The organism is Nitrospirota bacterium (assembly GCA_040756155.1).
Classification (GTDB): Bacteria; Nitrospirota; Thermodesulfovibrionia; order JACRGW01; family JBFLZU01; genus JBFLZU01.
Genome location: JBFLZU010000051.1, coordinates 1 through 25,537, shown reverse-complemented (window position 1 = coordinate 25,537; position 25,537 = coordinate 1). Strand labels below are relative to the sequence as shown.

Annotated in this window: 28 protein-coding genes; 14 read left to right on the top strand and 14 right to left on the bottom strand. The window is 40.8% G+C overall.

Annotated elements, in window-relative coordinates; translation table 11 throughout:
* The first annotated feature begins 71 nt into the window (after nucleotides 1-71).
* From hflX to tatC, 7 genes are all read left to right on the top strand, one after another.
* Complete coding sequence (gene hflX / locus AB1488_05245; GenBank protein ID MEW6409501.1) at nucleotides 72-1,745, top strand: GTPase HflX; 1,674 nt, start codon at nucleotides 72-74, stop codon at nucleotides 1,743-1,745.
* A 167-nt stretch (nucleotides 1,746-1,912) separates the two neighbouring features.
* On the top strand, nucleotides 1,913-3,313 hold the full coding sequence (locus AB1488_05240) for a glucose-6-phosphate isomerase (GenBank protein MEW6409500.1): 1,401 nt from the start codon (nucleotides 1,913-1,915) through the stop codon (nucleotides 3,311-3,313).
* Nucleotides 3,279-4,034, top strand: coding sequence for a DUF4292 domain-containing protein (locus AB1488_05235; GenBank protein ID MEW6409499.1), 756 nt, complete (start codon nucleotides 3,279-3,281; stop codon nucleotides 4,032-4,034). Before AB1488_05240 ends, AB1488_05235 begins: the two co-directional genes overlap by 35 nt.
* Nucleotides 4,035-4,105: 71 nt before the next feature.
* Complete coding sequence (gene pal, locus AB1488_05230) at nucleotides 4,106-5,353, top strand: peptidoglycan-associated lipoprotein Pal (protein MEW6409498.1); 1,248 nt, start codon at nucleotides 4,106-4,108, stop codon at nucleotides 5,351-5,353.
* A gap of 24 nt (nucleotides 5,354-5,377) precedes the next feature.
* Entirely contained in the window at nucleotides 5,378-6,046 is a 669-nt protein-coding gene (locus tag AB1488_05225; GenBank protein ID MEW6409497.1) for a hypothetical protein, read from the top strand.
* A 16-nt stretch (nucleotides 6,047-6,062) separates the two neighbouring features.
* Complete coding sequence (gene tatA / locus AB1488_05220) at nucleotides 6,063-6,431, top strand: twin-arginine translocase TatA/TatE family subunit (GenBank protein MEW6409496.1); 369 nt, start codon at nucleotides 6,063-6,065, stop codon at nucleotides 6,429-6,431.
* On the top strand, nucleotides 6,421-7,194 hold the full coding sequence (gene tatC, locus AB1488_05215) for a twin-arginine translocase subunit TatC (protein MEW6409495.1): 774 nt from the start codon (nucleotides 6,421-6,423) through the stop codon (nucleotides 7,192-7,194). Before tatA ends, tatC begins: the two co-directional genes overlap by 11 nt.
* A 1-nt stretch (nucleotide 7,195) precedes the next feature.
* On the opposite strand, the gene AB1488_05210 is transcribed toward tatC, so the two are convergent.
* From AB1488_05210 to AB1488_05195, 4 genes are all read right to left on the bottom strand, one after another.
* Nucleotides 7,196-7,510, bottom strand: coding sequence for a cupin domain-containing protein (locus AB1488_05210; protein ID MEW6409494.1), 315 nt, complete (start codon nucleotides 7,508-7,510; stop codon nucleotides 7,196-7,198).
* A 77-nt stretch (nucleotides 7,511-7,587) separates the two neighbouring features.
* Nucleotides 7,588-8,502, bottom strand: a complete 915-nt coding sequence (locus AB1488_05205; GenBank protein ID MEW6409493.1) for a CopD family protein — start codon at nucleotides 8,500-8,502, stop codon at nucleotides 7,588-7,590.
* A gap of 83 nt (nucleotides 8,503-8,585) precedes the next feature.
* Nucleotides 8,586-9,974 (bottom strand): cbb3-type cytochrome c oxidase subunit I, encoded by a 1,389-nt coding sequence (locus AB1488_05200; GenBank protein MEW6409492.1) that lies wholly within the window; start codon nucleotides 9,972-9,974, stop codon nucleotides 8,586-8,588.
* 18 nt (nucleotides 9,975-9,992) lie between these two features.
* The gene (locus tag AB1488_05195) at nucleotides 9,993-10,661 is read right to left on the bottom strand and encodes a c-type cytochrome (protein ID MEW6409491.1); all 669 of its coding nucleotides are present in this window, start codon (nucleotides 10,659-10,661) and stop codon (nucleotides 9,993-9,995) included.
* A gap of 174 nt (nucleotides 10,662-10,835) precedes the next feature.
* Here AB1488_05195 and yrfG point away from each other — a divergent pair, with 174 nt between their 5' ends.
* On the top strand, nucleotides 10,836-11,480 hold the full coding sequence (gene yrfG, locus AB1488_05190) for a GMP/IMP nucleotidase (protein MEW6409490.1): 645 nt from the start codon (nucleotides 10,836-10,838) through the stop codon (nucleotides 11,478-11,480).
* A 4-nt stretch (nucleotides 11,481-11,484) separates the two neighbouring features.
* Here the strand turns inward: yrfG and tsaD are convergent, their stop codons facing one another.
* The 3 genes from tsaD to AB1488_05175 are packed head-to-tail and all read right to left on the bottom strand — an operon-like array spanning nucleotide 11,485 to nucleotide 14,951.
* Nucleotides 11,485-12,501 (bottom strand): tRNA (adenosine(37)-N6)-threonylcarbamoyltransferase complex transferase subunit TsaD, encoded by a 1,017-nt coding sequence (gene tsaD, locus AB1488_05185; protein MEW6409489.1) that lies wholly within the window; start codon nucleotides 12,499-12,501, stop codon nucleotides 11,485-11,487.
* On the bottom strand, nucleotides 12,501-13,274 hold the full coding sequence (locus AB1488_05180) for a tetratricopeptide repeat protein (GenBank protein ID MEW6409488.1): 774 nt from the start codon (nucleotides 13,272-13,274) through the stop codon (nucleotides 12,501-12,503). The genes tsaD and AB1488_05180 overlap by 1 nt, the downstream gene beginning before the upstream one ends.
* Nucleotides 13,275-13,289: 15 nt before the next feature.
* The gene (locus AB1488_05175; GenBank protein MEW6409487.1) at nucleotides 13,290-14,951 is read right to left on the bottom strand and encodes an AAA family ATPase; all 1,662 of its coding nucleotides are present in this window, start codon (nucleotides 14,949-14,951) and stop codon (nucleotides 13,290-13,292) included.
* Nucleotides 14,952-15,069: 118 nt separating this feature from the next.
* On the opposite strand from AB1488_05175, the gene AB1488_05170 reads away from it, so the two are divergent.
* Nucleotides 15,070-15,468 carry an ACT domain-containing protein gene (locus AB1488_05170; protein MEW6409486.1) on the top strand — a complete coding sequence of 133 codons (399 nt, stop codon included), beginning with the start codon at nucleotides 15,070-15,072 and terminating at the stop codon, nucleotides 15,466-15,468.
* An 88-nt stretch (nucleotides 15,469-15,556) separates the two neighbouring features.
* Here AB1488_05170 and AB1488_05165 read toward each other — a convergent pair whose 3' ends face one another.
* Nucleotides 15,557-16,879 (bottom strand): phosphoglycerate kinase, encoded by a 1,323-nt coding sequence (locus AB1488_05165; protein MEW6409485.1) that lies wholly within the window; start codon nucleotides 16,877-16,879, stop codon nucleotides 15,557-15,559.
* Between the two features lie 83 nt (nucleotides 16,880-16,962).
* Between AB1488_05165 and AB1488_05160 the strand changes: the two genes are divergently transcribed.
* From AB1488_05160 to AB1488_05150, 3 genes are all read left to right on the top strand, one after another.
* A complete protein-coding gene (locus AB1488_05160; protein MEW6409484.1) occupies nucleotides 16,963-17,685 on the top strand; it encodes a DUF72 domain-containing protein in 723 nt (240 codons plus the stop codon).
* 158 nt (nucleotides 17,686-17,843) lie between these two features.
* Nucleotides 17,844-18,014 (top strand): DUF4160 domain-containing protein, encoded by a 171-nt coding sequence (locus AB1488_05155; protein ID MEW6409483.1) that lies wholly within the window; start codon nucleotides 17,844-17,846, stop codon nucleotides 18,012-18,014.
* Nucleotides 18,015-18,068: 54 nt separating this feature from the next.
* Nucleotides 18,069-18,311 (top strand): DUF2442 domain-containing protein, encoded by a 243-nt coding sequence (locus tag AB1488_05150; protein ID MEW6409482.1) that lies wholly within the window; start codon nucleotides 18,069-18,071, stop codon nucleotides 18,309-18,311.
* A gap of 109 nt (nucleotides 18,312-18,420) precedes the next feature.
* Here AB1488_05150 and AB1488_05145 read toward each other — a convergent pair whose 3' ends face one another.
* On the bottom strand, nucleotides 18,421-18,657 hold the full coding sequence (locus AB1488_05145) for a DUF6504 family protein (protein ID MEW6409481.1): 237 nt from the start codon (nucleotides 18,655-18,657) through the stop codon (nucleotides 18,421-18,423).
* A gap of 162 nt (nucleotides 18,658-18,819) precedes the next feature.
* Between AB1488_05145 and polX the strand changes: the two genes are divergently transcribed.
* The gene (gene polX, locus AB1488_05140; GenBank protein MEW6409480.1) at nucleotides 18,820-20,538 is read left to right on the top strand and encodes a DNA polymerase/3'-5' exonuclease PolX; all 1,719 of its coding nucleotides are present in this window, start codon (nucleotides 18,820-18,822) and stop codon (nucleotides 20,536-20,538) included.
* Nucleotides 20,539-20,563: 25 nt separating this feature from the next.
* Here the strand turns inward: polX and ilvE are convergent, their stop codons facing one another.
* From ilvE to dcd, 5 genes are read right to left on the bottom strand one after another with little or no spacing between them, the layout of a single operon-like run.
* Nucleotides 20,564-21,424: a branched-chain-amino-acid transaminase gene (ilvE, locus tag AB1488_05135; GenBank protein MEW6409479.1), complete on the bottom strand. Its 861-nt coding sequence runs from the start codon at nucleotides 21,422-21,424 to the stop codon at nucleotides 20,564-20,566.
* A 25-nt stretch (nucleotides 21,425-21,449) separates the two neighbouring features.
* Nucleotides 21,450-22,964 carry an anthranilate synthase component I family protein gene (locus AB1488_05130; GenBank protein MEW6409478.1) on the bottom strand — a complete coding sequence of 505 codons (1,515 nt, stop codon included), beginning with the start codon at nucleotides 22,962-22,964 and terminating at the stop codon, nucleotides 21,450-21,452.
* Entirely contained in the window at nucleotides 22,964-23,551 is a 588-nt protein-coding gene (gene pyrE, locus AB1488_05125; GenBank protein MEW6409477.1) for an orotate phosphoribosyltransferase, read from the bottom strand. The genes AB1488_05130 and pyrE overlap by 1 nt, the downstream gene beginning before the upstream one ends.
* Before the next feature lie 25 nt (nucleotides 23,552-23,576).
* Complete coding sequence (gene pyrF, locus AB1488_05120; GenBank protein MEW6409476.1) at nucleotides 23,577-24,344, bottom strand: orotidine-5'-phosphate decarboxylase; 768 nt, start codon at nucleotides 24,342-24,344, stop codon at nucleotides 23,577-23,579.
* A 22-nt stretch (nucleotides 24,345-24,366) separates the two neighbouring features.
* Entirely contained in the window at nucleotides 24,367-24,918 is a 552-nt protein-coding gene (gene dcd / locus AB1488_05115; GenBank protein MEW6409475.1) for a dCTP deaminase, read from the bottom strand.
* A gap of 95 nt (nucleotides 24,919-25,013) precedes the next feature.
* Here dcd and AB1488_05110 point away from each other — a divergent pair.
* Nucleotides 25,014-25,537 (top strand): PDZ domain-containing protein (locus AB1488_05110; protein ID MEW6409474.1); only part of this gene is annotated, 524 nt, incomplete at its 3' end.

Here is a 25,537-nt window from a genome sequence, read left to right as displayed (position 1 = left end):
CCGTCCCCTTTTTTCTTGTTGTTTTTTGATATAATTGGTGATAATATTAGCATAGATTCTTACATGGAGAGATGGCCATAGCGAATATATGCGGAAATACCACAGGACTCAAGCCAAGCGAGATCAGAGGTCTTGAGAGAATCTACAGGAGAAGGATTCCTATTGATAAGGTAATCACCCCTGAACTCGCACGCTATCTAACCGAACTATCACTGGAGATTGGAAGACAGATAGGCATACTCATTACGAGGAGAGGTTTTATTGCCTATGTAATCGTTGGTGATGAAAAGGGGATAGTAATACCAGAGCTTTCAGACTTCCGCCTCGGTAAAAAGAGACTGAGGGGTGTGAGGTTAGTTCACACACATCTCAGGGACGAACCTTTGAGTCATGAAGACCTTACAGACCTTGCGTTACTTCGCCTTGATTTCATTGCATCAGTCGGCGTGCTCGAAAATGGTCTACCAGGAAGCATATCGGTAGCGTATCTGCTTCCACCTAATCTTCAGGAAAAGCTCTACGAGGTAATGCCTTCTGTTCCTCTGCATAGTTTTGAACTTAATGTAGATGAATTCGTGAGTGCCCTTGAGGATGAGTTTGAATCCACACATTCAGGGATAGATATAAAAGACCAGAGAGAAAGGGCTATCCTTGTTAGTGTATCTATGAAGAGCAGGATAGAACAGGAGGAATCAATCGAAGAGCTGAGAGAGCTTGCGAGGTCAGACGATGTAGTTGTAATAGATACTGTTGTGCAGAGACCACATGAGATCCACCATAGGTATCTGATGGGGGAAGGAAAGATTAAGGAACTTATAATAAAGGCACTCCAGAAGGGTGCTACACTTATTATATTCGATCAAAACCTGACGCCCACACAGGTTAAGTCATTGGGCGAGATTACAGAACTGAAGGTTATAGACAGGACACAATTGATCCTTGATATATTTACAAGAAGGGCGCACAGCAGGGATGGCAAGATACAGGTTGAACTTGCACAGCTCAAATATATGCTTCCAAGACTCTCTGAAAGAAGCACAGCACTCTCAAGGCTAACAGGAGGTATAGGGGGAAGGGGTCCTGGTGAGACAACGCTCGAGGTAGATCGCAGAAGGGTTAGAGATAAAATAGCACATCTCGAGAAAGAACTGAAGGAATTGAGCAAAGGGAGAAAACAGCGGAAGAGTAGAAGGATACAGAGCGGCATCCCGATACTCTCAATCGTAGGCTATACAAATGCAGGTAAATCTACCCTGCTTAATTCTCTCACGGAAAGTTCAGTGAGAACAGAAAACCTGCTTTTTGCCACACTGGATACATCGAGCAGAAGGCTTCGATTTCCGAGAGAAAGGGATGTAATAATCACAGATACCGTAGGATTTATTAAAGACATCCCTGAAGACCTTCTTGGTGCATTCCGTCCAACACTCGATGAACTGCAGGATGCTAATCTTCTGATACATGTAGTTGATATAAGTAGTCCAAATTTTGAGCAACATATAGACACAGTTAACAGGTTACTCGTAAGACTAAAACTTGACCATATCCCGCAGATACTTATCTTCAATAAAGAAGACCTCGTTGACGAATTGTTTGCCCGGAATGTTTGTAGGCAATATGGAGGGGTTTCTATCTCTGCAATAAAGAAAGAAACTTTAAGAAGACTCATTACAGCAATCGAAGAAAGGTTATGGGGTTATGTGGAAGAAATAACATTAATGGATAGAATCAGGGTAGCGATGTAATATTTTATAAGTAACTTTGCCCAAATTGTCATTCCGACCTTGAACGAAGTGAAGGGGAGGAATCTCAAAGAGATTGCCACGCACCCTTCGGGTGCTCGCAATGACAATGTAAAGAACCATCGCTGACAGAACATAGTTGAAGAGAAATATTGTGGGGAGGTTTTGCCATGGAGATGTATATATCCATAGATTTTAATAATATGATGGAAGAGAAAATCGGAAGAAAGCATGGCATAGGTGATGATGAGATAGACTCATTTGCTGATCAATGTAAGAGGATTCACAATGATATACTGTCAAAAAGAAGCAAGGGAGAACTTCCTTTCCTCGACCTCCCCTATCAGGATATTAAAGGTATAATGTCTCTATCAGATGAGATCACCTCTGAGTTTGACAATTTACTGGTCCTCGGTATTGGTGGCTCTGCCCTCGGTCCAATCGCATTGATTTCTGCCCTCTGCCATCCATTCCATAATATGCTTTCCAGGGAAAGGAGAATGGGACATAGCAGGGTTTTTGTTTATGACAATGTTGATCCTGATGCCTTTCTCGGACTCCTTGAAGTCATAGACCTCAGTAGAACTGCCGTCAATGTGGTTACCAAGTCGGGTAACACTGTAGAGACCCTTGCGGCATTTCTCATTATCCGTGAAAGGCTAAGAGAAACTGTAGGAAAACGATACCAGAGACACATAATAGTCACCACAGACCCTGAGAAGGGAAGCCTCAGAAAGATTGCAGAAGATGAGGGGTACAGGACTCTCTCGATACCTGAGAAGGTAGTTGGTCGCTTTTCTGTCTTAACCCCTGTTGGTCTCTTTCCCGCGTCTGTTGCAGGGATCGATATAGAAGAACTATTAAATGGTGCAGCCTTAATGGATAAAAGATGTCAGGAGTTGGAGGCGTGGAGAAATCCTGCACAGATGACTGCATTACTCCAGTATGTTACAGAGAGAAAAAAGGGTAAGAAGGTCACAGTGATGATGCCATATTCGGCTGCATTAAAAGACATCGCTGACTGGTTTCGCCAGCTATGGGCAGAAAGTCTCGGAAAAAGGTATGACCTCTCAGGAAAAGAAGTATATACAGGTCAGACCACTGTGAAGGGGCTTGGTGTAACAGATCAGCATTCCCAGCTCCAGCTCTACATGGAGGGGCCAAATGACAAGACAATAGTATTTCTAAAGGTTGAAAGATTTACAGAGCCTATGGAGATACCTGTTGCTTTTCAGGATATGAACGATGTCTCCTATATTTGTGGACATTCTTTATCAGAACTCATAAATGCTGAACAGCGCGCCACCGAGATAGCACTTACGAAGGTTAAAAGACCTAACATGAGGATAGATATGCCAGAGTTAAGCCCTTTTACCGTAGGACAGCTTCTTTACATGCTTGAGGTTCAGACCATATATGCTGGAGGACTGTATAACATAAATCCATTTGATCAGCCAGGTGTGGAAGAGGGGAAGAAACTTACCTGGGGTATCATGCATAGGCCGGGATTTGAGGATAAAAGGCAGGAGGTAGAAGATGCAAGAAAAGGAAACAAGAAATATATTATTTAGTTTACTGGTATTGCTTTTTGCCTATTCATGCACTACTACAACGCCGAAGGTAGATATATACAGGGACAGGACACTGGATGCAAAGGAGATTGCAGAGATTCTCAATAACAGGTTTGAGGAATTTAAAGGTTATAAGGCGATTGTAGAATTTAAACTTGAGGGGAATGTATCGCAGTCTTTAAATGGAGCCTTGCTTGTAAAGAAGCCCGACAGGCTTCGTCTTCAGGGTTTTGCATTTGGTGGTATTACCCTCTTCGACCTACTTATTGCAGGTAGTGAGATGAAGGTATATCTGCCATCTTTAAATAAAACCATGGTGAGAAAAACAGACCTCTATACAGAGGAAGAGAGAAACAGTCTATGGAAATTCTATCAGGCATTGCTGCTCGGAAGTGCACATTCAAAGATAAAATCTATTACGCAGGAAAATGATCTCTATGTCCTTTTACTCGAGGATGGTAAGAAGGTATGGGTGGATAAAGGAAACCTCAATGTTCTCAGACAGGAGTTATTCTCTCAAGTTAAGTCTAAATCGGGTGAAAAAATGGTGACTATTTATTATGACGACTACCGAAAAGTAGAGACGATGCGGCTCCCACATAGGATAAAGATAGAGGATGGTAACAATAGATTGACAATCAAATTTAAAGAACTCATACCTAATCCTGCCTTTACAGACGAGGATTTTACTATTACCGGGGCACCCCAAAAAGTCCGATAGACTTTTTGGGGACTCAGTGGATAAGATAATTGACAGAAGAATGTTATTTCTGCTAATCTGTGGATTAAATTATGTTGAAAAAAAGGCTCGGAATAATTTCAGTAATAGGGGGCTTGCTTTTTTTCCTGCCATCAGGTAATTCATATGCTGTGCCTGTCGCAGCGCCACGAGGTTATCAGCCAATCGGTGATACAGGTCTCTTTTCTGTATTCGGCACAAAGACAACTCCTAAGAATCACCTAACAGTCGGAATGGCAGGAGATTTTGCAAAGTTTAAACAGAATACACTCTCACTACAGATGGCTTATGGAATTTCAAGGTGGTTTGAACTCGGGGTTGATGTTCCATATACATGGTGGAAAAGCGGGAACTATAAAGTAAATGATATTGATGATATAAACCTTGGACTCAAGTATCGCTTTTTTGATGAAAAAGATGCCGCACCTTCTGCTGGAACGGTATTGTTTGTTACCCTGCCGAGTGCGCCGAGATCAAAGGGGCTTGGTAGTGGTGAGCCTGACATTGGAGGAAAACTCATAGTGAGCAAACGCTTAGGTCCTGTTAAAGGAGTCTTTAATTTCGGATATACAGTTGTGGGTGATAAAGGCAATCAAAACCTTAAGAACGAAACCACATACGGTTTTGGTATTGACTTTTCGATGGCAAGACAGGTGCATCTCCTTGGGGAGATTGTTGGAAACAGAAACAGGTTTGCAGGAAAGGCTGAGCCTTTGGAAGGAAGACTCGGTTTCAGATTTATATCTGATTCAGGTGTAGTTGCTACTGTAGGTGGTGGCTATGGTATGACAGATGCAAGCCCTGATTACAGGATGCTATTTTCTGTTACCTTTATGTTTCCTGCTGAAAAGAGGAGAGTTATAAAGGTTACAGAACCAGAGGAACTTTATGCACCTCCAACTCCACCGCCGAAGGCGCCTGAGGTAAAGGTACCTGCACTACCACTGAAAGAGACGGTAATAAAGATAATCCTTGAGGATGTGCATTTCGAATTTGATAAGAGCAGTCTAACTGCACTCGCGAAGGAGATACTCAACGAAAATGCAAAAAAGATTGAAGGGCTAAAGGGCTTCAAGATAATTATCGAAGGACACAGTGATGAGAGAGGGACGAGAGAATACAATCTTGCTCTCGGTGAGAAGAGAACAAGAAGTGTGAAGGATTATCTTGTTGCCCTCGGTATTGAAGATAGTCGTATGAAGACGGTAAGTTACGGTGAGGAAAAACCACTTGATTCAGGACATAACGAGAGGGCATGGGCTCTAAATAGACGTGCCCATTTTGTAATAGAGGTGGAATAAATACAGTCGAAAGTCGGAAGTCGTATGAAGAAAGAGTTTAAAGTTAAAAGTTTAAAGTTAAAAGTATTTGTTTTTATTTTTTCACTTTTAACTTTTCACTGTTCACTTTTCACTTTAATAACTGAGGCAACAGAGATTGGTTCATTCGCTACATACAGATGGACTCCAGCAATCGAGGAGAAAAGCAGTGTAGTTTATAAAAGCATAAGTCCTGAAGGTAGTGTGAGTTACAAGGTGGTAACTGAGCCTGTTAAGGTAGCAAGACCTTTCTACATCACCTATTCAATAATAAAGAAGGAAAGTGACAGATATTATTGGATACAGATTACTACAAGAGAAAGGATAGATTCTGAAACACTTTCTGTTACAAAGATAAAGATAGACAAGAAGAAGGGGAAGATTTTAAAGGCATTAATTAAGTCACCCACATCTGCTTATCGTGAGATGACGATATTTGAGGATATTGTGCCGATAAAATTAGATGCGATAAAGGATAAAAAACAAGAAGAGATAACAGTTTTCGATAAAAAGTATATGTCCACACATGGGATGTATAATAACATGGAGCTATGGGTGAACAGTGATGTTCCTGTGACAGGGATAATAAAAGCGGTAATGACAGACGGTATTCTTGAACTTGTAGAAAGCGGACATAAGTCAATAGTCGAAAGTCGAAGGTCGATAGTCGATTAAGATAGGGAGGAAGGATATGTTTGGTCTTGGGGTGCCAGAGCTTATTGTTATATTTATTGTTGCTCTTCTTGTATTTGGTCCCAAGAAACTTCCTGAACTTGGAAGATCCTTAGGAAGGGCACTTGGAGAATTCAGGAGAACAACTGACGGGATAAAAGAATCTATCGAAGCAGAAATCAAAGATATCCCTGAAAGCACAGATGATCTTTGGAAGACACCATCAGAATCTGTTAGCACAGGAGAAAAGCAAGGAGAACTTACAGAGAATACAGAGAAAGGGCATCTGAAGGCTACCACGGAGAAAGAAAAGGAGATAACAGCAGAGGAAGAAACTAAAGGGCATGGAAAAGAAAAGGAGGAGGTAATAAAGACACATGTCGGATGAGAGGATGCCTCTTACCGAGCATCTCTCGGAATTAAGAAAGCGGATTATAACCTCCATTATTGCAATCGGTGTTGGTTTTCTGATTTCATTTAATTACTCTGAGGTCATTCTCGGATGGCTTAAAACACCCCTTACAACAAAATATCTGATCAGCACTACCTATCCATATATCTTTTATACAAATGACCCTAATCCTGTAGAACTTATCTTTCTTGCACCTACAGAGGCATTCTGGATGCATCTTAAGATATCCCTGATTGCAGGATTATTCCTTGCACTTCCTGTTGTCTTCTATCAACTCTGGAAATTTATCTCTCCAGGGTTACTTTCAAAAGAGAAGCACTATGCACTACCCTTTGTAATCATAGGCACAACATTCTTTGTAATTGGTGCCTTATTCTGCTTTTTTGTAGTGCTCCCATTTGCGATGAAGTTTCTTTTAACTTACAAAACCGAACACCTGAAACCTATGTTATCTGTGGGAAAGTATGTTGACTTCTGTCTTAAGTTCATCCTTGCCTTCGGGCTTGTATTTGAACTGCCACTTGTTATAACCTTTCTTTCGAAACTCGGACTTGTTACACCCCAGTTTCTTGCAAAACATAGGAAATACGCCGTATTAGCCTCATTCATTGTTGCAGCACTGCTCACGCCTACCCCTGATGTCTTCAATCAGACACTCATGGCTGTGCCACTGATAATACTCTACGAAGTAGGTATAATCGCTGCGAGGTTGTTTGGACCAAGACATGAAAAAGATTAGTTCATTCCACAGGTGTTACAACTGCCATTACTACAAGCTTTTCACCCCTGTCAGCCTCAAAACCGTGAGAGACCATTGGATCACAAAGGATGCAAGTCTTTTCATCTGCCTCTATGCGTTCTTCCCCTACGACAAATGTCCCTTTCCCCTGAACGCAATACATAAGTAACCTCAGTGGTGCCTTATGAGGTTCAAGTTTTTGCCCTTCATTGAGACACATCAGAGCAATACGCATCTCGGGCTTGTCAGAAAGCATCTCCCTCGAAATCCTGTCGGGATGAAACTTTATTAGTTTCTTGAGATCAAGTACTTCCATGTCATCCTCCTTTCAAATTATTTATGCATTTATTTATAGCCCTGCTTTAGAAGTAAAACTATGAGATACATCATAGACTATCCCCATCTCCACAGAGCGATTACAAAAACGATGAGGAATACAATGACAAGATTCATGTATGCAAAGAAGTAAAACAACCTTTCATGAAAGGGTTTAGATGGTTTTTCCATTGTCGACACCAGCCTTCCAACACATGGCATTGATAAAACAATTTCTTCTCCATGAGGGGCAGTATTTATAGCGTCGGTAAGGTCTTGACCTGATAGATGTTTCTTTGCATGTGAGCCCCCCTCCCAGAACTTGCTTTTTGTAACATCATAAATCGCTCCTTTATAGACTATATATGCAGGTTTCCCCTCTTTACCATCAAACTGAGATAGCTCATCCAGTGTAAGATCCTGTGACTCTTTTTTCTTAGCGATACCTCTCTGCTTTCTTAATTTTGGGCCTATAAAAAATGTAACAACTAATGCGGTTGAGAGCATGATCAGGAAAAGGAATGTTTTTATACTTAAAAGTATGCCAAATTTTGTCATATAGAGTGTCTTCCATGATGGTATTCTGGCGATAGAAAGGAGGATACCTGTTATAAGCAGTATGATTATAGAAATCCAACCGAGAAATAATTCAGCCTTTGGTAGTCCTCTTACAGCATAGACAGGTTTCAAGATGATATGGACATAAAGGATTGTCCCAAACCACGCTATTGCTGTCAATAGATGAAGGTAGCCTATAAAGAAACGCACAACTCTCTGTGTCTTTGTCAAGGGTCTATAAAGACCTTTGACCTTCATGTCCTCGAGAAATTTTTCTCCTCTCTTGGTAAGTGGACTACCTCCAATAGCCTCAACATGGCATTGCTTGCATTCAAGCCCTGTCTGTCGAGCATATTCTACTGTTGCATAAGATATTGATGAAGGAAGAGTCAATGCAAAGATAAAAAAATAGATTTTAAGGAGCCATTTGGACATGGTAATATGATAAAGAATTGTGGGACGGTTTTCAACAATATCCCCCCTCACCCCCTTTTTAAAGGGGGCATGGGGGGATTAATTTATACCCTTTCAGGAGCAGGTCTCATTGCAGGCACAGGTTCTTTACCGAGTTTGAAGTAGTCTATAACGAATATCACCATCCCGATAAGGTAGCCTACACCAAAGAACGCCCTGAATATCCAGAACCAGAGATTATAATGTGCCTTAACAGCAACATAATCAAGCCCCATGAGCCTTTCCATATAGGTCTGAACCATTCCAGCACCTGTGATTGTAAGTACAATAAAAAACATCGAGATGGTCATCCACCAGAATGCATAATAGCCTCTTTTCTGGGTAAACTCCTTTGCCCCTCTCAGTTCAGGGAGGGCTACATAGATCACAGCAAATATGAGCAGTGCGTATGCACCATAGAATGCAAGATGTCCATGTGCAGTAGTTATCTGTGTTCCATGTGTCCATTTATTCACCTGAGGAAGTGTATGTATAATACCCCACAGTCCTGCACCTACAAAGTTTAATATGGCATGGGCAACTACAAAGAAAAGACCAATCTTATTCTTTACCTCTCCTCTTATCTCTCTCGTATTCCTGAAGGCGTCCCATACCATTAAAAGAAGCGGGATAGGCTCAAGGGCACTGAATATTCCGCCAATCCATAGCCAGTATTCAGGTGTACCTATCCAGTAGTAGTGATGCCCAAGTCCGAGTATTCCTGTAAAGAGCACAAGACCTACCTCGATATACATCCACTTCTCGAGAACCTCCCTTTTTGCACCTGTGAGTTTTACCAGCATAAAACAGAGAAGTGCACCAACGATGACCTCCCATGAACCTTCTACCCAGAGATGAATAACCCACCACCACCAGAACTGGTCTTTGACCATGCTTGATGTAAAGAACATCCCTGGAAGATACATCAATGCGAGGAATATAAGACCACCAAGAAGAACCCCCTGTATGGATGTCCATTTTTTGGTCTTCATCACAGTCATAAGATTATTGAAGATGAACAGAAGCACGGAGACAACTATCAGAAGATCTGCCCACCTCGGCGCCTCTATATATTCCCTCCCCTCATTTAAAAATAGTGTGCCAAGGACTTCCCTGTTTGCCTGTGGATTTATCCCCATCCATATGTAACCGAGGACAACAAGCACGACTGTAATGACAGTTGCCCAGAACTGGAACTTGGCAAGAGGCACACTCCATAGTTCTGTCTCTGATTCTTCAGGGATTACATAATATGTTGCCCCCATGAGTCCCAGCAGAAGCCATACCACCAGTGCATTGATGTGGAGCGTCCTTATTGTATTGAAATTGAGGATAAAAAAATCGGGCCAGATAAACTGTAGAGCCGCAATCAGTCCTACTATCACCTGGACAAGAGAAAGCAAAACTGCTGCGGTGAAAAAATTCTGCGCAATCTTTTGACCTTCGTATTTCATCTTGTTACCTCCATCTGACTATTTAAGAGTTAACATATGATCAGTTAAATCCTTGAGTTCCCTTTCACTTAGATGTTTAAATGATGGCATTGCTGAATTAGGAACAACCGATTTTGGATCCTTGAGATACTTTATCAGCCAGTCTGCATCCCTTCTTGCTCCTACCTTTGTGAGAGCAGGACCTGTTGTGCCACCAATCCCGTTTATAGCATGGCATACACTACAGTTGTTGTTCTGGTAAACGACCTGTCCAGGACTCATTTCCCTTCCAGCTACAGCAGTAGCAAGTATTGGTTTAGGTGGCCAGTTATTGGTGTTTACCTTAGATATCCATTCAAGAAATGCCATCAGGTCATCTATTTCTCTATCATTCATGCCAAGTTTTGGCATTGATGCGTTAGGATTAACCGATTTAGGATCTTTAAGGTATCTCTTTAGATACTCCACAGGCTTCCTTTCAGCTATCTTTGTCATATCCGGTGCAAAATAAGAGCCATTACCGAGTATGGTATGACAGCCGATACAGTCGTATTTATGCCATACTTTTTTGCCGGCGGTCACCTTTTCTGTTATCGCTGGCGCACGACCATCGAGTTTCCCCATAGTATCTACTGTAAGTATAACGAGAATTACTAAGAAGAAAAGACTGCCGAAGATGAATATATTTCTTGCGGCTTTTTTACTCATACATACACCTCCCTTTTTGTTCCTACTGTTGAAGAATTGAGGAATTATTAAAAAAAAGTCCTTTGAATTTCTATGATATAAATCATACCCTTTTTTCTCCCGCAGGGCAATAAATTTATGGAAGATTTTGAAGAAAAAGGGATATAATGTTGGTAATATATGGTTACGATCCCTTTGAACGATATAAAGTTTGTCCTTCTCGATATGGACGGCACACTCCTTGATAGATACTTCGATGACTATTTTTGGGAACATCTCGTACCAGAAAGGTATGCTGAGAAACATAACATCACCTTTGGAAAAGCAAAAGAAGAACTCTTCAAGAAATACAAGGCACATGAGAAGACCCTGAACTGGACAAACCTCGATTTCTGGTCAAAGGAACTCGATATTGACATTCCTGCCCTGAAGGAACAGATAAAACACCTCATCGAGGTTCACCCTCATGTGGAGGATTTCCTGAAGATGCTAAAAAGGCATAAAAAGAAGGTCTTTCTTGTAACAAATGCCCATTACAAATCCCTTGCCATAAAACTCAAAAAGACAGAGATTGGCAGGTACTTTGACTCAGTGCTATCCTCTTTTGATGTTGGCTATCCAAAGGAGACATCTATGTTCTGGGAAAAGGCAGAGAAACGCCTTGGATTTGTTAAGGAAAAGACCTTTCTTATTGATGATACAGAAGAGGTTCTGAGGACAGCGAAAGAATATGGGATAAAATATATCATCCTTAAGGCAAAGGCAAATTCAAAGAAGCGGATTAAAGAATCAAAAGAGTTTATCACAATTGTTGATTTCGGAGAGCTGATGGGAATATAAAGTCTTAAGAAACACTACCGAGAGGCAGATAGGCGATTGCATTGAGTGTTAGATCTGAATATAGATTCTTTTTAAAATAGTGATAACCTGCTACTGCAATCATTGCGGCATTATCTGTGCATAGATGAGGTGAAGGAATATATAGCATTAATCCCTCAGAAGCCGCATATTCTTCTGCTTTTTTTCTTAGCGTTGTGTTTGCTGCCACCCCTCCAGTTATGGCAATTCTTTCTACCTGTGTTAACCTTGATGCCTCAATCAGTCTTGAAATAAGGACATCCACTACTGCTTCCTGAAAACTGGCAGCGATGTCTTTTATTAGACTTTTGTTCACTGTCCACTGTTCACTGTTCACTGTCTTCAAGTAGTTCATCACTGCTGTCTTGAGCCCACTAAAACTGAAATCCATACCATCTAGCACTGTCGCCCTCGGGAACGATATTGCATCAGGATTACCCTCCTGAGCAAGTCTGTCTAAAATAGGACCACCTGGATAACCGAGTCCGAGCATCTTGGCTACTTTATCGTATGCCTCACCAGCTGCATCATCTCTTGTAACTCCGAGTTCTCTGTAATCACCGATATCAGATGTATAGTAAAGATTCGTATGACCACCTGAAACCACAAGTGCTACAAATGGAAACTCTATATCATATTCGGGTAAGAGAGATGCGATATGTCCTTCGAGATGATTGATTGCTACAAGGGGGATGCCTGCTGCATATGAGAGAGCCTTTGCAACCGATACACCAACAAGAAGAGACCCTATAAGCCCTGGACCGTTGGTAACAGCTATTGCTGATATGTCTTTAAGCATTACTCCAGAGACCATAAGTGCTTCGTCTATAACAGGGATTATTGATTCGATATGGCTTCTCGAAGCAAGTTCAGGGACTATACCACCGTATTTCTTATGTATATCTACCTGTGAGGATACAATATTTGAGAGGATAACCTTTCCATCTTTAACGATAGATGCCGCTGTTTCATCACAAGATGTATCTATACCAAGAATATTCATTACCCCTGAAGATGTCTCCTCACAATCTCTACCATCCTCTGATCTTCAGGTCCTGCTAACATCATAAATGTATGATAGTGCATCTCTGCCTCTGGCATTCTGCCTAACTTTTCAAAGGCTATGGCTAAGTTTAAATGTGCTTCAGGATAGTTTGGTTTAAGTCTCAATGCCTCTGTAAGAGAGCTCACAGCCTCATTGTATCTCTTCAAGAGGTTATTTACCACACCCATATTGTTGTATGCCTCCGGGTAGTCAGGTCTTAGCCTTATAGCCTCTTTATATGCTGAGAGCGCCTCTTGAAGCCTGCCTGCCCTTCTCAGTGCTATACCGAGATTGTTATATACCTCAGGTATGTCTGGTTTTATTGCTATAGCAGTCTTAAATTCCGATATCGCTTCTTTTATAGCACCTTTCCTGTAGTATTCCATTCCAAGATTTATATGGTCAATCTCTTTATGGGGTGGTGCAGGTGGTGATGGTTTCGATATAGATGGTGTTTCTATCTCCCTCGGTTTTTCCTTCTTGATAACTTTGATTACGACTTCCTGCAGGGGTGCAAGAAACTGTTGATACCTTATTTTGTGTAGTATCGTCGTTCGGGTAGCTATAATAAAGCCCAGGATAGAAAGAGAGATTACCAATGCAAGTATGAGTATCCATCTCAATCCTCTCTTTTCTTCTGGAAATGCCTCTGCCCTATCCTTACTCTCCTTAGTAACAACCGTTTTACTGACTTTCTGGGCCTTTCTTAATGCGTCATGGATTATACTCAAATCCAACCCCCTAAATTATTCAACCCTGGTTAATCGCGGCATCTTCTTATTCGAATTAATCCTTGAGAGAAAAACTATAGTCTCTGGTCCCAGGTATCCATCTTCCTTTATCCCATTGGCTTTCTGAAACTCATTAAGTGCTCGGATTGTTCTTTGAATCCTTGTCCCAGTAGGTTCGTATGGAAAGTATCCAGCCTTCTTTAGTAACTCCTGGAGTTTTTTTACCGATTGGGTTCCTTCCTTCGGTTCAAATGGAAGTTCGATTCCATCTATCTTACTCCATAAGGTAATACCCTTACCGCTCCACCTTTTCTCTAATTCATCTTTTTTATATTGTTTTTTGCCATAGAGAGGGTCAAATATGACCACATCATCACTTCTTATTGCAGCAGCAACAACAGGATGAAAATTTTCCTTATCGTCTATAAGTTCTATTATACACGGCAAATCTATCTTTTTTAATCGCTCCATGGATAAAGGAAAAGTATATGAACCAAAACCAAAACGGTCTGCAGCAGATAGAGGATTATCTATAGGTTTTTTCCACAGAGGCATAAGGTCTGAAATCTTTATATCCCATTGTTTAAGTAGCGTGAATACAACTGCCTTCGGTGAGTCTTCTTCCTTATTTACCCTGAATATTCCATCTTTATCGAATCCTTCAATGATAGTCATCTTTTCTGCTTGATCCTGCTTTCCTTTACCTTCTTCTTTATTTAAAATAGAACTCACAAATGCTGTAGTCTTATAATAAAACTTTTCTATGCCACTGATATCAATATTTATATTTTCTTTGAATGTAAGAGCTGCAGTAAGAAGTATTATTATAACAGGAACGGCGAGAATAGGTCTGAGTCCTACTCTATCTCTATATGTTATCTTTTTACCTTGCAATTCTGCTATAGCCTCTTCGATCAATTTATTTCTCAGCCTTTTTGAAGATGCGTATGCAGCAAGTAGCGCCCTATCACAGACAAGGTTTATCAAGCGTGGTACCCCACCACTGAACTTATATATCTTTTTTACCGATTGCTTTGGAAATGAAAAGTCTCCACCGGCGATCTGTATCCTTCTGTTTATGTATTCCTCCGTTTCTTTTTTATTTAGTGGTTGCAGGTGATACCGGACGGCTATCCTCTGATTTAACTGTTTTAATTGTGGCGTTTTTAGCTTTTCATTGAGTTCAGGCTGTCCTACAAGGACTATCTGGAGTAGTTTTTCCTTCTCGGTCTCAAGGTTACTGAGTAGTCTGATCTGTTCTAAGGCATCCGGTGAAAGGTCCTGTGCCTCGTCTATTATTAATACGACATTTTTGTCCTCAGAGTGTGCATCGAGGAGAAAGGTATTGAGATCATCTATAAGTCTCTTTTTAAGCCCATCCTGTAGTGGTATGCCGAAGTCCTGATTTATAGCCTGTAGAATCTCTATGGTTGTAAGATTTGGGTTGAGTATCAATGCACTGCGAACAGTGCTGTCGAATGAGTGTAAGAGCTTGCGGCAGAGCGTAGTCTTTCCTGTTCCGATCTCTCCTGTAAGTAAAATAAACCCCTTTTTCTCATTTATTCCATAGAGTATATTGGATAGTGCCTCTTCGTGCTTTGGACTCAGAAACAGGAATCGTGGGTCAGGTGTGAGATTAAAAGGTGACTCTCTGAGTCCAAAAAACTCTTCATACATGGTCTCTCCTCTGCCATGCTTTTGGTGTTATTTTAACAGGTTGGAGTAAAAAATCAAGATATTTTGGGCTTGACATTCCAGAAGGAAATAGTAAAATGATTTTTGGGAGGTGAGGAAAATGGCAAAGGCAAAAAAATCAAAACAGCTGAATCTTATCATGCCAAACAAGGTCGGATTACTCTCAGAGATCAGTAAAGTTATATCAGATGCAAAGGTTAATATCAATGCTATTTGCGCCTATGAGATGGAAGATAAGGCATATTTTATGCTGATTACAGACAGCAACACAAAGGCAAAGAAGGCGCTTGGCAAATTCGGTGCTGAGATCAAAGAAGAGGATATAATTGCAGTGGAGATGCCGAACAAGCCTGGAGAGATGAAGAAAGTGGCTGATAAGATTGCTGCGGCCGGTATTAATATCAACTATCTCTATGGAACTGCTGGTGCGGGCAAGACTGCGATATGTGTGCTTAAAACAGTAAATGATAAAAAGGCAATTCAGGTAATTAACAAATAACTGTCTACGACTTACTGAGAGGCTATATTTTTACCGCTCTCTTTATTTTGAAGCTTTCAGCTTCGAAATGTAAGGAATTATCTTTGTTTCATATTCGTTCGCTAACCGCTCGCTGTGCATTTTGAATTAATGCCTCTACTGGTTTTAATCCATAAGGACTTCCTTGTTCTATAGCGGTAAGGACAGTTCCTCCACCTGTAAAGAAATAGTATTGTGCATTATCCATAACAGAAAGATAAAGACCAGGACAGAGGTTCTTGAACTCCTGGAGGGTATCTCCACCTCCATACATCTTCAGGGCAACAGTATTCTCATCTATGGTTCTGTCAAGTGCCTCAGAGCCAGCTGTGAAGTGTGGAGTGAATCCCATCACTGCATTGACAAAGATGGTTCTCGCAGTGGCTATAGTTTCTGAAACCTTTTTATCTTCAAAAGATCTCGGGTCAATATCAAGAATAAAACCATATTTCTTGCCCTCTTTGAAATCTTTGATGGATATAGTTCTGAATTTTCCTTCGATCTTTCCATCCATTGTACCAGATTCAACGATGTAGGGAAGCTCCACAATCTTGCCTTTTTCCCTGTCCATATCCACAAGGTCTTTTGCTGCTCCTATGTCTCTTTCAGGAATTCCCTCGATGAAGATACCATACTTGGCGCAAATGTATGTATTGTAGATGACACCTCCAAGGATTAAACTATCTACCTTATCGTATATTGCATAGAGGGGACCTATTTTGGTGTCGTATTTTGCTCCAGCAACCACCGCAACAAAGGGTCTCTCAGGGTTCATGATGCGACTCAGGTTCTCTATCTCCTGCTGCATGAGGAAACCTGCATAGGAAGGAAGGTATCTTGTTATGTCATAAGTTGAGGCATGGGGCTGCCAGGAACCAAAGGCATCGTTTATATAGATATCTGCAAGTCCTGCAAGCTGAAGAGAAAATCTCTCCCTCGGAGAGCCTTCTGCTTCCTCGCCCTGAAACCACCTCGTATTTGGAAGATATATACCTCCAATCTTTCTATCACGCAGGTTTTTTATAGCAAGGTTAATAGAGGTGTCAATATCCATTATCCCTTTCTGTGGGTCAATATTAAATTTTGGTATATAAAATTTTGTGTGGAGTTTGTGTTCGAGATACTCAACTATGGGCTCTACAGATTCCGCAGGGCTGCACCTTATCTCACCTGTCTTTTTATCTTTGGGTCTTCCCACATGGGTCATGAGGATTGGTCGCCCTCCACGTTCAACGATGCTATAGAGGGTGCCAAGTGTCCTGTCAATCCTGTAAGGGTCTCTCACAATGCCATTCTTTACAACATTGTGATCAAACCTGACGAGGACAATCTTTTCATTAATGTCAGCCTCATGGATAAGTGGGAGTCTTTTATCGAGATTTTGTAAGTTCATTCACCTTTTCCCCTCCCGTTTCTTTATCCAAATTTTAACACAAATTCTGTCAATCATGGTATATTTTTAACTAAAATATCATTATGTCTATTTATATCGGAACAAGTGGTTATAATTACAGGCACTGGGCTGATGGTGTCTTTTACCCTTCAGGTCTACCACAGAGGAAATGGCTCGAATTCTATACAGAATATTTTAATACCGTAGAACTTAATGTGACATTTTACAGGCTTCCATCAGATAAGGTATTCACAGGCTGGTATAAGAGGACACCAGCAGATTTCAGATTCGCAGTGAAAGGTAGCAGGTTTATAACACATATAAAGAGGCTAAAAGATGCATCTGATGCCCTGAAGATATTTTTTGAGAGAGTAGTAAACCTCAAGGAAAAACTCTCTGTTATATTATGGCAGCTGTCCCCGGCTTTTAAGGCAGATACAGAAAGGCTTGGAGAATTTATAAAGATGTTAAGAGAATTCCATGTGAGAAATGTATTTGAGTTCAGGGAGGAGAGTTGGTTTTCAGCGGAGATATTCGATCTGCTGAGAGAAAACAATATCTCCTTCTGTATGGCTGATTATCCTGATTTTGGTGTAAAGGTTCCTCCAACCGCAGATTTTGTTTATATAAGAAGACACGGAGAAGGTGGCAGTTACGCAACATCTTACAGCAATAAAGCATTGAAAAGGGCTGCATCGGATATAAAAAGGTGGTCAAAAGAAGGCAAGGATGTCTATATCTATTTTAATAACGATGCCTTCGGGTATGCGGTAAAGAATGCGATGGAACTTAAAAAGATGCTCTAAGTTGTAAGATAAAACACCGACTAAATATCAATTTAGGACGTTAGATAAAGTACTATCTAACGTCCTTTATAGATGTCTCTGTTGAGTGGTTAAAAGACCTTAGAGTAGCCTATTTCTTTTTTCATTTATTTTGGGTTTATTTTTCTGTATAATTATTTATGCCAACAATTTTGAAGATTGGAAAATTTAGGTTTTTCTTCAGCAATGAAGGCGACGAACCTATGCATATTCCTGTTGAATCGGATGACAATTATGCAAAGTTCTGGCTTGAACCTGTGCAGATTACAAAATCCGTAGGGTATAGTGCAAAAGAAGTGAACGAATTATAGTAACTAATAGTTACTAGTAGTTACTAAAAGTAATTTCTTACTCTGGTTAATGGAATGAGTACTTTGGTCGGTAAAACCTCTGAGGCAATGGCATCTACTATATGGTTTGACCCCAATATGATGCATATTCGTCTTATAGATGGAAGAGAAATCAGCGTGCCTCTTGAGTGGTTTCCAAAATTAAGGGATGCAACTGAGGAACAGAGAAAAAGATATCGGCTTATTGGTAGAGGTGTTGGAATCCATTGGGAAGACTTGAATGAAGACATCTCCATATCTGCTTTATTGAAAGGGTAGGTAACATTACATCTAACATTCGAGCCTGTAAAACTTGATTCTAAAATTATCTTCCCCTCTTCGAAGTGTTTCTCAGAGGATACATCTTATATAGGATTAAATTTCAGTGTCAAATGGAAAGATACCACTCCATCACCTTCTCATCGTAATAAATTATGTATTCATAGCCATCGCTTCCTTTTACTTTGAAAAACCTTTTCCTTTCCCTGCTCTCTGTTCTTTCCTCGGTCCACATCTTTAAAATCTCCATAACCTTGATACGCTCTCCATGCAGGATAAATACCTTTGGAGATTCATCACCCCGATAACCAGAGTAAGAAATTACTTTTATCTTTTCATCTGGCATTGTTAAACCTATCCTTCTGACATTATAAAACTTAATAAAATTCTTTACTACATAGATTCTCTTTGGGAACAGTCACACTGAAAAACCCACATAAACAAACCTATTATCGAAAGCGCATAAATTATGATATTATTCAATAAAAAGATTTTTATATTTATGCCTATGAAGAACCGTGAGGTTGTAGAGATATTCAATGGTATTGCAGACCTGCTTGAGATAATGGGTGAAAACCCTTTCAGGATAAGGGCGTACAGGAAGGCAGCACAAAACATAGAGGCATTATCAAGAGATGTTGCTGAGGTCTCTGAGAAAGAAGGGGAGCTTGAACAGATACCAGGTATAGGTAAAGACCTTGCACAAAAGATAAGGGAGATAATCTCGACAGGGAGGCTTCAATACTACGAAGATATCAAAAAAGAGGTTCCATCCGAGCTGGTTGACATGCTTTCTGTCCCAGGACTTGGACCGAAAACAGCAAAGCTCTTTTATGAAAGACTGAATATAAAGAGCATCGAAGAACTCGAAGAGATGGCTTCATCACACAGGCTTGCAGGACTGCCGGGGATAAAAGAAAAGACAGAAGAGAACATACTCCGTGGTATTCAGATGCTAAAGAGAGGGAAGGAGCGACAGCCTCTCGGCAGGGTTCTGCCAGTCGCACTGGATATACTCGATAGATTAAAAATGTGTAAAGAGGTTGAACGGATTTCTCTTGCTGGCAGTCTTAGAAGAATGAAGGATACCATAAGGGATATAGATATCCTTGCTACATCAAACCACCCAGAGAGGGTAATGAAGGTGTTTGTTAACCTCCCTCAGATAAGAGAGGTTCTTGCGCATGGGCAGACAAAGTCCTCAATCGTGACACATGAAGGTTTACAGGTAGATTTGAGGGTTGTTGAAAAAGACAGCTATGGTGCTGCACTTGCCTACTTTACGGGTTCAAAGACGCATAATATACGTGTCAGAGAGATGGCTATGAAGAGAGGTTTGAAGATAAATGAGTATGGTATATTCAGAGAGGATACAGGGAAGAAAATCGGTGGGAAAGAAGAGGAAGATATATTCAGGGTAATAGGATTACCCTACATACCACCTGAGCTAAGGGAAGATACTGGTGAGATAGAGGCTGCTCAAAATAGGAGACTACCAGATTTACTTGAACTATCTGATATAAAAGGAGACCTCCATGTACACAGCAAGTGGAGTGATGGGGCGCATACCTTTGAAGAACTTGTGGCAGGGGCGATTAAAAGGGGTTATCAATACCTTGCTATTACAGATCACTCCAAGTCCTTAGGTATAGCGAGAGGTATGACAGATGAGGACATTATAAAGCAGAAAGGTGAGATATACGAGATAAATAAACGGCTGAGGGGCTTTAGACTGCTTGCCGGTATAGAGGTGAATATCAGAGGAGATGGATCGCTTGACTATACGGATGACATCCTTGCCAGGCTTGATATAGTTGTGGCTGCGATCCATTCTGGCTTCAAGCAGTCAAAGGAACAACTCACATCACGGATCATAAAGGCTATAAGGAATCCACATGTTGATGTTATAGCTCATCCTACTGGAAGGCTTTTAGGTGAAAGGGATGCCTATGAGGTAGACATGGGGGAGATATTAAGAGAGGCAAAGAAACACAACACCACCCTTGAGATAAATGCATACCCGTTGAGGCTGGATCTTAACGATACATATTGCAAGAGGGCGAAAGAACTTGGTGTCCCGTTGATTATCTCTACTGACGCCCATATCATAAATCAGCTCGATTATATGAATAGTGGAGTATCTGTTGCAAGGAGGGGTTGGCTTGAAAAGGGTGATATACTCAATACCCTTCCAGCTGAAAGGTTGATGGCGTGGCTAAAAAAATAAAAAATTCCTTACATTTCGAAGATTGCTACAGGGGGCTTTCTGCAACAACTTCCCTGTAGATCTTTAGCAGACACATGGTTATTAAACCCGGAAACCCATCCTTGATTTTTCTGTTATCAACCACTATCGCAGGAAGTATCTCAATCGTTGAGTTCGTGATGAATACCTCGTCTGCTGTATAGAGGTCTTCAGGGTGAAACAATCCCTCAACAGTCTCCATACCTTTTTCTCTTGCTATCTTCAAAACTATCCCCCGTGTTATACCATCAAGTATCCCCGCATCTATTGAGGGGGTTAATAGCCTTCTATCCTTGATGAAGAATATATTGGTTATTGTCCCCTCTGTCAGATGCCCATCTATATTAAGCATAACCCCTTCGTATGCACCTTTATCCTTTGCCTCTATCTTTGCAAGGATGTTATTTAAAAAATTAAGGGACTTTATCTGTGGATTGAGGGCATCTCTGTGATTTCTCATGACATTTACAATAGTTATCTTTATACCCTTTTCATAGAGTTCTTCTGGATACCCTTTGAGTTCTCTCGCTATTATTACAATAGTTGGGATCGGGCATAAATCTGGATCGAGCCCTATTTCACCCATACCTCTTGATACCGTAATCCTTATATATGCGTCCTTAAGACCATTGGCAGAGAGTGTAATATACACTGCAGTGCTGATTTCCTCTTTAGATAATGGGAGATGTAGTTTTATGAGTGAGGCAGAGCGAAAAAGTCTCTCAATGTGTTCATCAAGCATAAATACCCTCCCATTGTAGGCTCTCAGGGTCTCGTATATACCATCACCGTAAAGAAACCCATGGTCAAAGACAGAGACCACAGCATCTTTTCTCTCCACAAGTTCACCATTAAGATATATGATCATCTCCTTTACTCCTAATCCTTAATCCTTACTCCTTAATCCTGACTTTCTCTATCGTCTTTATCAATGCCTCTGCCTTGTAAAGGGTCTCATAGTATTCCCTCTCTGGATCTGAGTCTGCTACTATCCCGGCACCGGCGTGAACATAGGCAACTCCGTCCTTTATTACAAATGTTCTTATAATAATATTGAGATCCATATCGCCTGTAAAGCTTATATACCCGATTGAACCTGTATACGGACCTCTAGTTACTGGTTCTAATTCATCAATTATCTCCATGCATCTTACCTTTGGGACACCTGTGATTGTGCCTCCTGGAAATGCTGCCCTTATCACATCAAAGCAATCCTTCCCCTCTGCAAGTCTTCCCTTTATGTTCGAGACGATATGGATTACATGGGAGTAATCTTCCGTAATCATCAATTCATCCACTTCAATACTCCCATAATCGCATACTCTGCCAAGGTCGTTTCTCTCTAAATCAATAAGCATTATATGCTCAGCCCTTTCCTTTTCATTCATGAGAAGCTCTGCCCTCATTCTTCTATCACCATTGTCATCTAAACCTCTTGGTCTTGTCCCTGCAATGGGTCGGGTCTCAACCGTTCTTTCCTCAACCTTCAATAATCTTTCAGGGGATGAACTTACAATCGTACATTCACCAAAATCAAGAAATGCTGCAAAAGGTGATGGATTGATTGACCGCAGTATCCTGTAAAGCGACCAGGCATCTGTATCCCCTGTTTCAGCAGACAACCTCTGCGAAAGGTTTGCTTGGAAAATATCTCCATCGGCAATATATTCCTTTGTCCTCCTGACTATATTCATATATTGTTCTTTTTTCATGTGATAGTTTATCTCTATATTCATAATTTTCTCTGACCCCTGACCCCTGACCCCTGACCCCTGTATTTTTGAACCTTGAACTTTCTCTTTGAGTCTTTCTATCCGTATGCTCGATTCCTCATAATATTCCTCCCAGTCAATACCTGTGATATTATCATAGTTAAATTCCTGTTTTCTTGCTAATGGACTTGCAATAATCCAGCCCTTTTTATCATAATGATCAAATGCAACAATGCAATCAACAAAGATGAAATATGCGTCTGGAAGATTCAGGTCATCAAGTGCAGTTTGTGGAAGCCTCTCAAAGTTATGAACAAAGTCATATCCAATAAAGCCAACCGCACCACATAGAAAAGGTGGAAGTCCATCAACACGCTCTAAAAAATAATCATTCATTAACTCCCTGAGTTTTTTGAGTGGTGGACTCGATGTAAGAATTCTTTTCCCCTTCCATATTATCTCTGTATCACGCCCTTTATTTCTGAATATAAGGTATGGTTCTGCGCCGAGAAACGAATACCTTCCGATCTTTTTAATCCCCTTTACACTTTCAAGGAGGAATGAATGACCCTCTGCATGGATTTTCTCAAATACAGTGGCTGGCTCTTCAAAGGCTATTTCAGTGTAAACAGGAAATATCTTTCCTTTTCTTACAGCCCTGAGGAATTCATTTTTAGATGGAAGAATAGATGTCATTACCCTCTGCTACCGGGTTTTACAGGGATACCCCCACTTTTGCATTGGGGGCATGTCTCCGGGGTATATGTAGGTATAGGGAAAGAAACCAATGACTTATATGGAACACTGACATCTGCATTGCCACCACTTCTGTCTATCAGACATCCCACTCCAACAACAATCCCACCATTTCTTTTAACAACATCTATTGTCTCCCTTGTAGAACCTCCTGTTGTTATAACATCTTCTACTATAAGCACACGTTCACCACTTTTTATAGAAAATCCCCTTCTTAGAGTGAGTATACCCTCCACTCTTTCAGCAAATATCGCCCTACATTTTAATGCTTTTGCCACTTCATGTGCAACTATGATACCTCCAAGGGCAGGTGCAGTAACAAGGTCTATCTTTTTATCTTTGAATAATTGCGCAATCTCTCTGCAGAGCATCTCGGCATACTCAGGATGCTGAAGTACAAGGGCACACTGTAGGTAGTTAGGGCTATGAAGTCCTGAACTCAGTAGAAAATGTCCTTTAAGTAGGGCATTATTTTCAAAAAGAATATCTAAGATCTTCTCTTTTGCTATCATTATCTTGCCTTTCATAGATTCTTCAGTCGCTGACGCTCCTTCAGAATGACGAGGAAGGGTGAAGAATCTCTTTTAGTATCTTTTTTGTTGCCTCTACAGGGTCGTCTGCCTCTATGATAGGGCGTCCGACTACTATATAATCAGCGCCTGCATCTATGGCATCCCTAACAGACATGACTCTCTTCTGGTCATCAACAGCATTACCTCTTTTTAATTGTAGATTTCCAGTACGAATCCCAGGCGTAACTACCAGAAATCCTTCGCCAAGATAATCCTTTATCATTCTTACCTCCTGTGGTGATGCAACAACACCATCAAGACCTGCTCTGTAAGCCATTGCCGAGAGATGTTTAACTTGTTCCTTCACAGATAAAGGCATACCTAATTCATTCAATGTCTCTTGCTCTATGCTCGTGAGTATGGTCACACCTGTAACCAACGGTCTCTGTGTTCCGAGTTTTAGTGATGTCTCAACCACAGCATCTTTACACCTCTGCATCATCTCTGTTCCACCGAGAGTGTGGAGATTAAACATAAATACCCCCATACGGGTAGCGACTGCTCCTGCCTTTGCAACAGTATTTGGTATGTCGTGATATTTAAGGTCAAGAAATACTCTGCATCCCTTTTTATGAATCATCTCGATTACACGGGGCCCTTCAACTGTAAATAGCTGGTGGCCTATCTTGAAGATATTTACATATTCTCTGAGCGATCCTACAAGTCTTGTGGCATCTTCATTACTTTCAACATCCAGAGCAACGATAAGTCGATCTTCCGGCTTTAACTCATTCTTTTCACTTCTCACTCTTCACTCCTCACTGTATTTATTATACCTTTGGAAGTGTTATCCCTGCCTGTGCCTGGTACTTCCCTTTTCTGTCTGCATAGGATACCTCGCATACCTCATCACTCTCAAAAAAGATAACCTGAGCAATACCCTCATTGGCATATATCTTGGCAGGAAGGGGTGTGGTATTGGATATCTCTATAGTCACAAATCCCTCCCATTCAGGTTCAAAAGGTGTTACATTTACAACTATACCACACCTTGCATAGCTGGACTTACCGAGACATATTGTAAGGATATTGCGTGGAATCTTGAAATACTCTACACTCTTTCCTAATGCAAATGAATTTGGTGGAACTATACAAATATCACCCTTGAAATCAACAAATGACCTCGTATCGAAATCCTTGGGGTCAACTATAGTGGTATTGATATTCGTGAATATCTTAAACTCATCTGCGATCCTCATATCGTATCCGTATGAAGATAGACCATAGGATATAACACCTGACTTCACCTGGCTCTCTTCAAAGGGGTTAATCATATCATGTTCAAGTGCCATCTTCTTTATCCATCGATCATTCTTTAGCATAGATGCAACCTCCTTCTTCCTAAAATAGGCTAACATAAAAAAATCGCTTTTACAATTTCAAAGTTTGATATAATAAAATTAAGCAGGATAGATAAATGATATTGAAACAGCGGAAATGGAAAATAACAATATTGATTCTTCTTCTCTTTCTCTCTGCCTGTGCGACCACGACAGGTCCAAAGGTTACGGATAAGGAAATAGAGACCGCTACAGAAGAACTCAGGATAAAGGCTGCAAAACGGTTTATCGAAACCAAACAGTGGGTCCATACAGTAAGCTGGAGACTACTTAAAGCGATGCCTAAGGAGGACTTCAAGAAAAGAAGGGGAGGTATTGGAATAGACCTTTATAATCTCAAAGACCCTGTTCTTGCACGGATTGCAGGAAAAGAGGCATCTTCATCGGATAGGCTTGTTATCTCTTTTGTTACTCCAGGAACTCCTGCTTATGTGGCAGGATTGAAAGCAGGTGATATTATAAAAGAGATCGATAGTAAAAAGGTATCGGACATGACTGATTATAGCAGAGCGGTGGAGGACATCACACCAGGCAAGGTCACAAGGTTTACTATAACACGGAATAATCAGACACTCAATATTGATATTATACCTGCCGATAT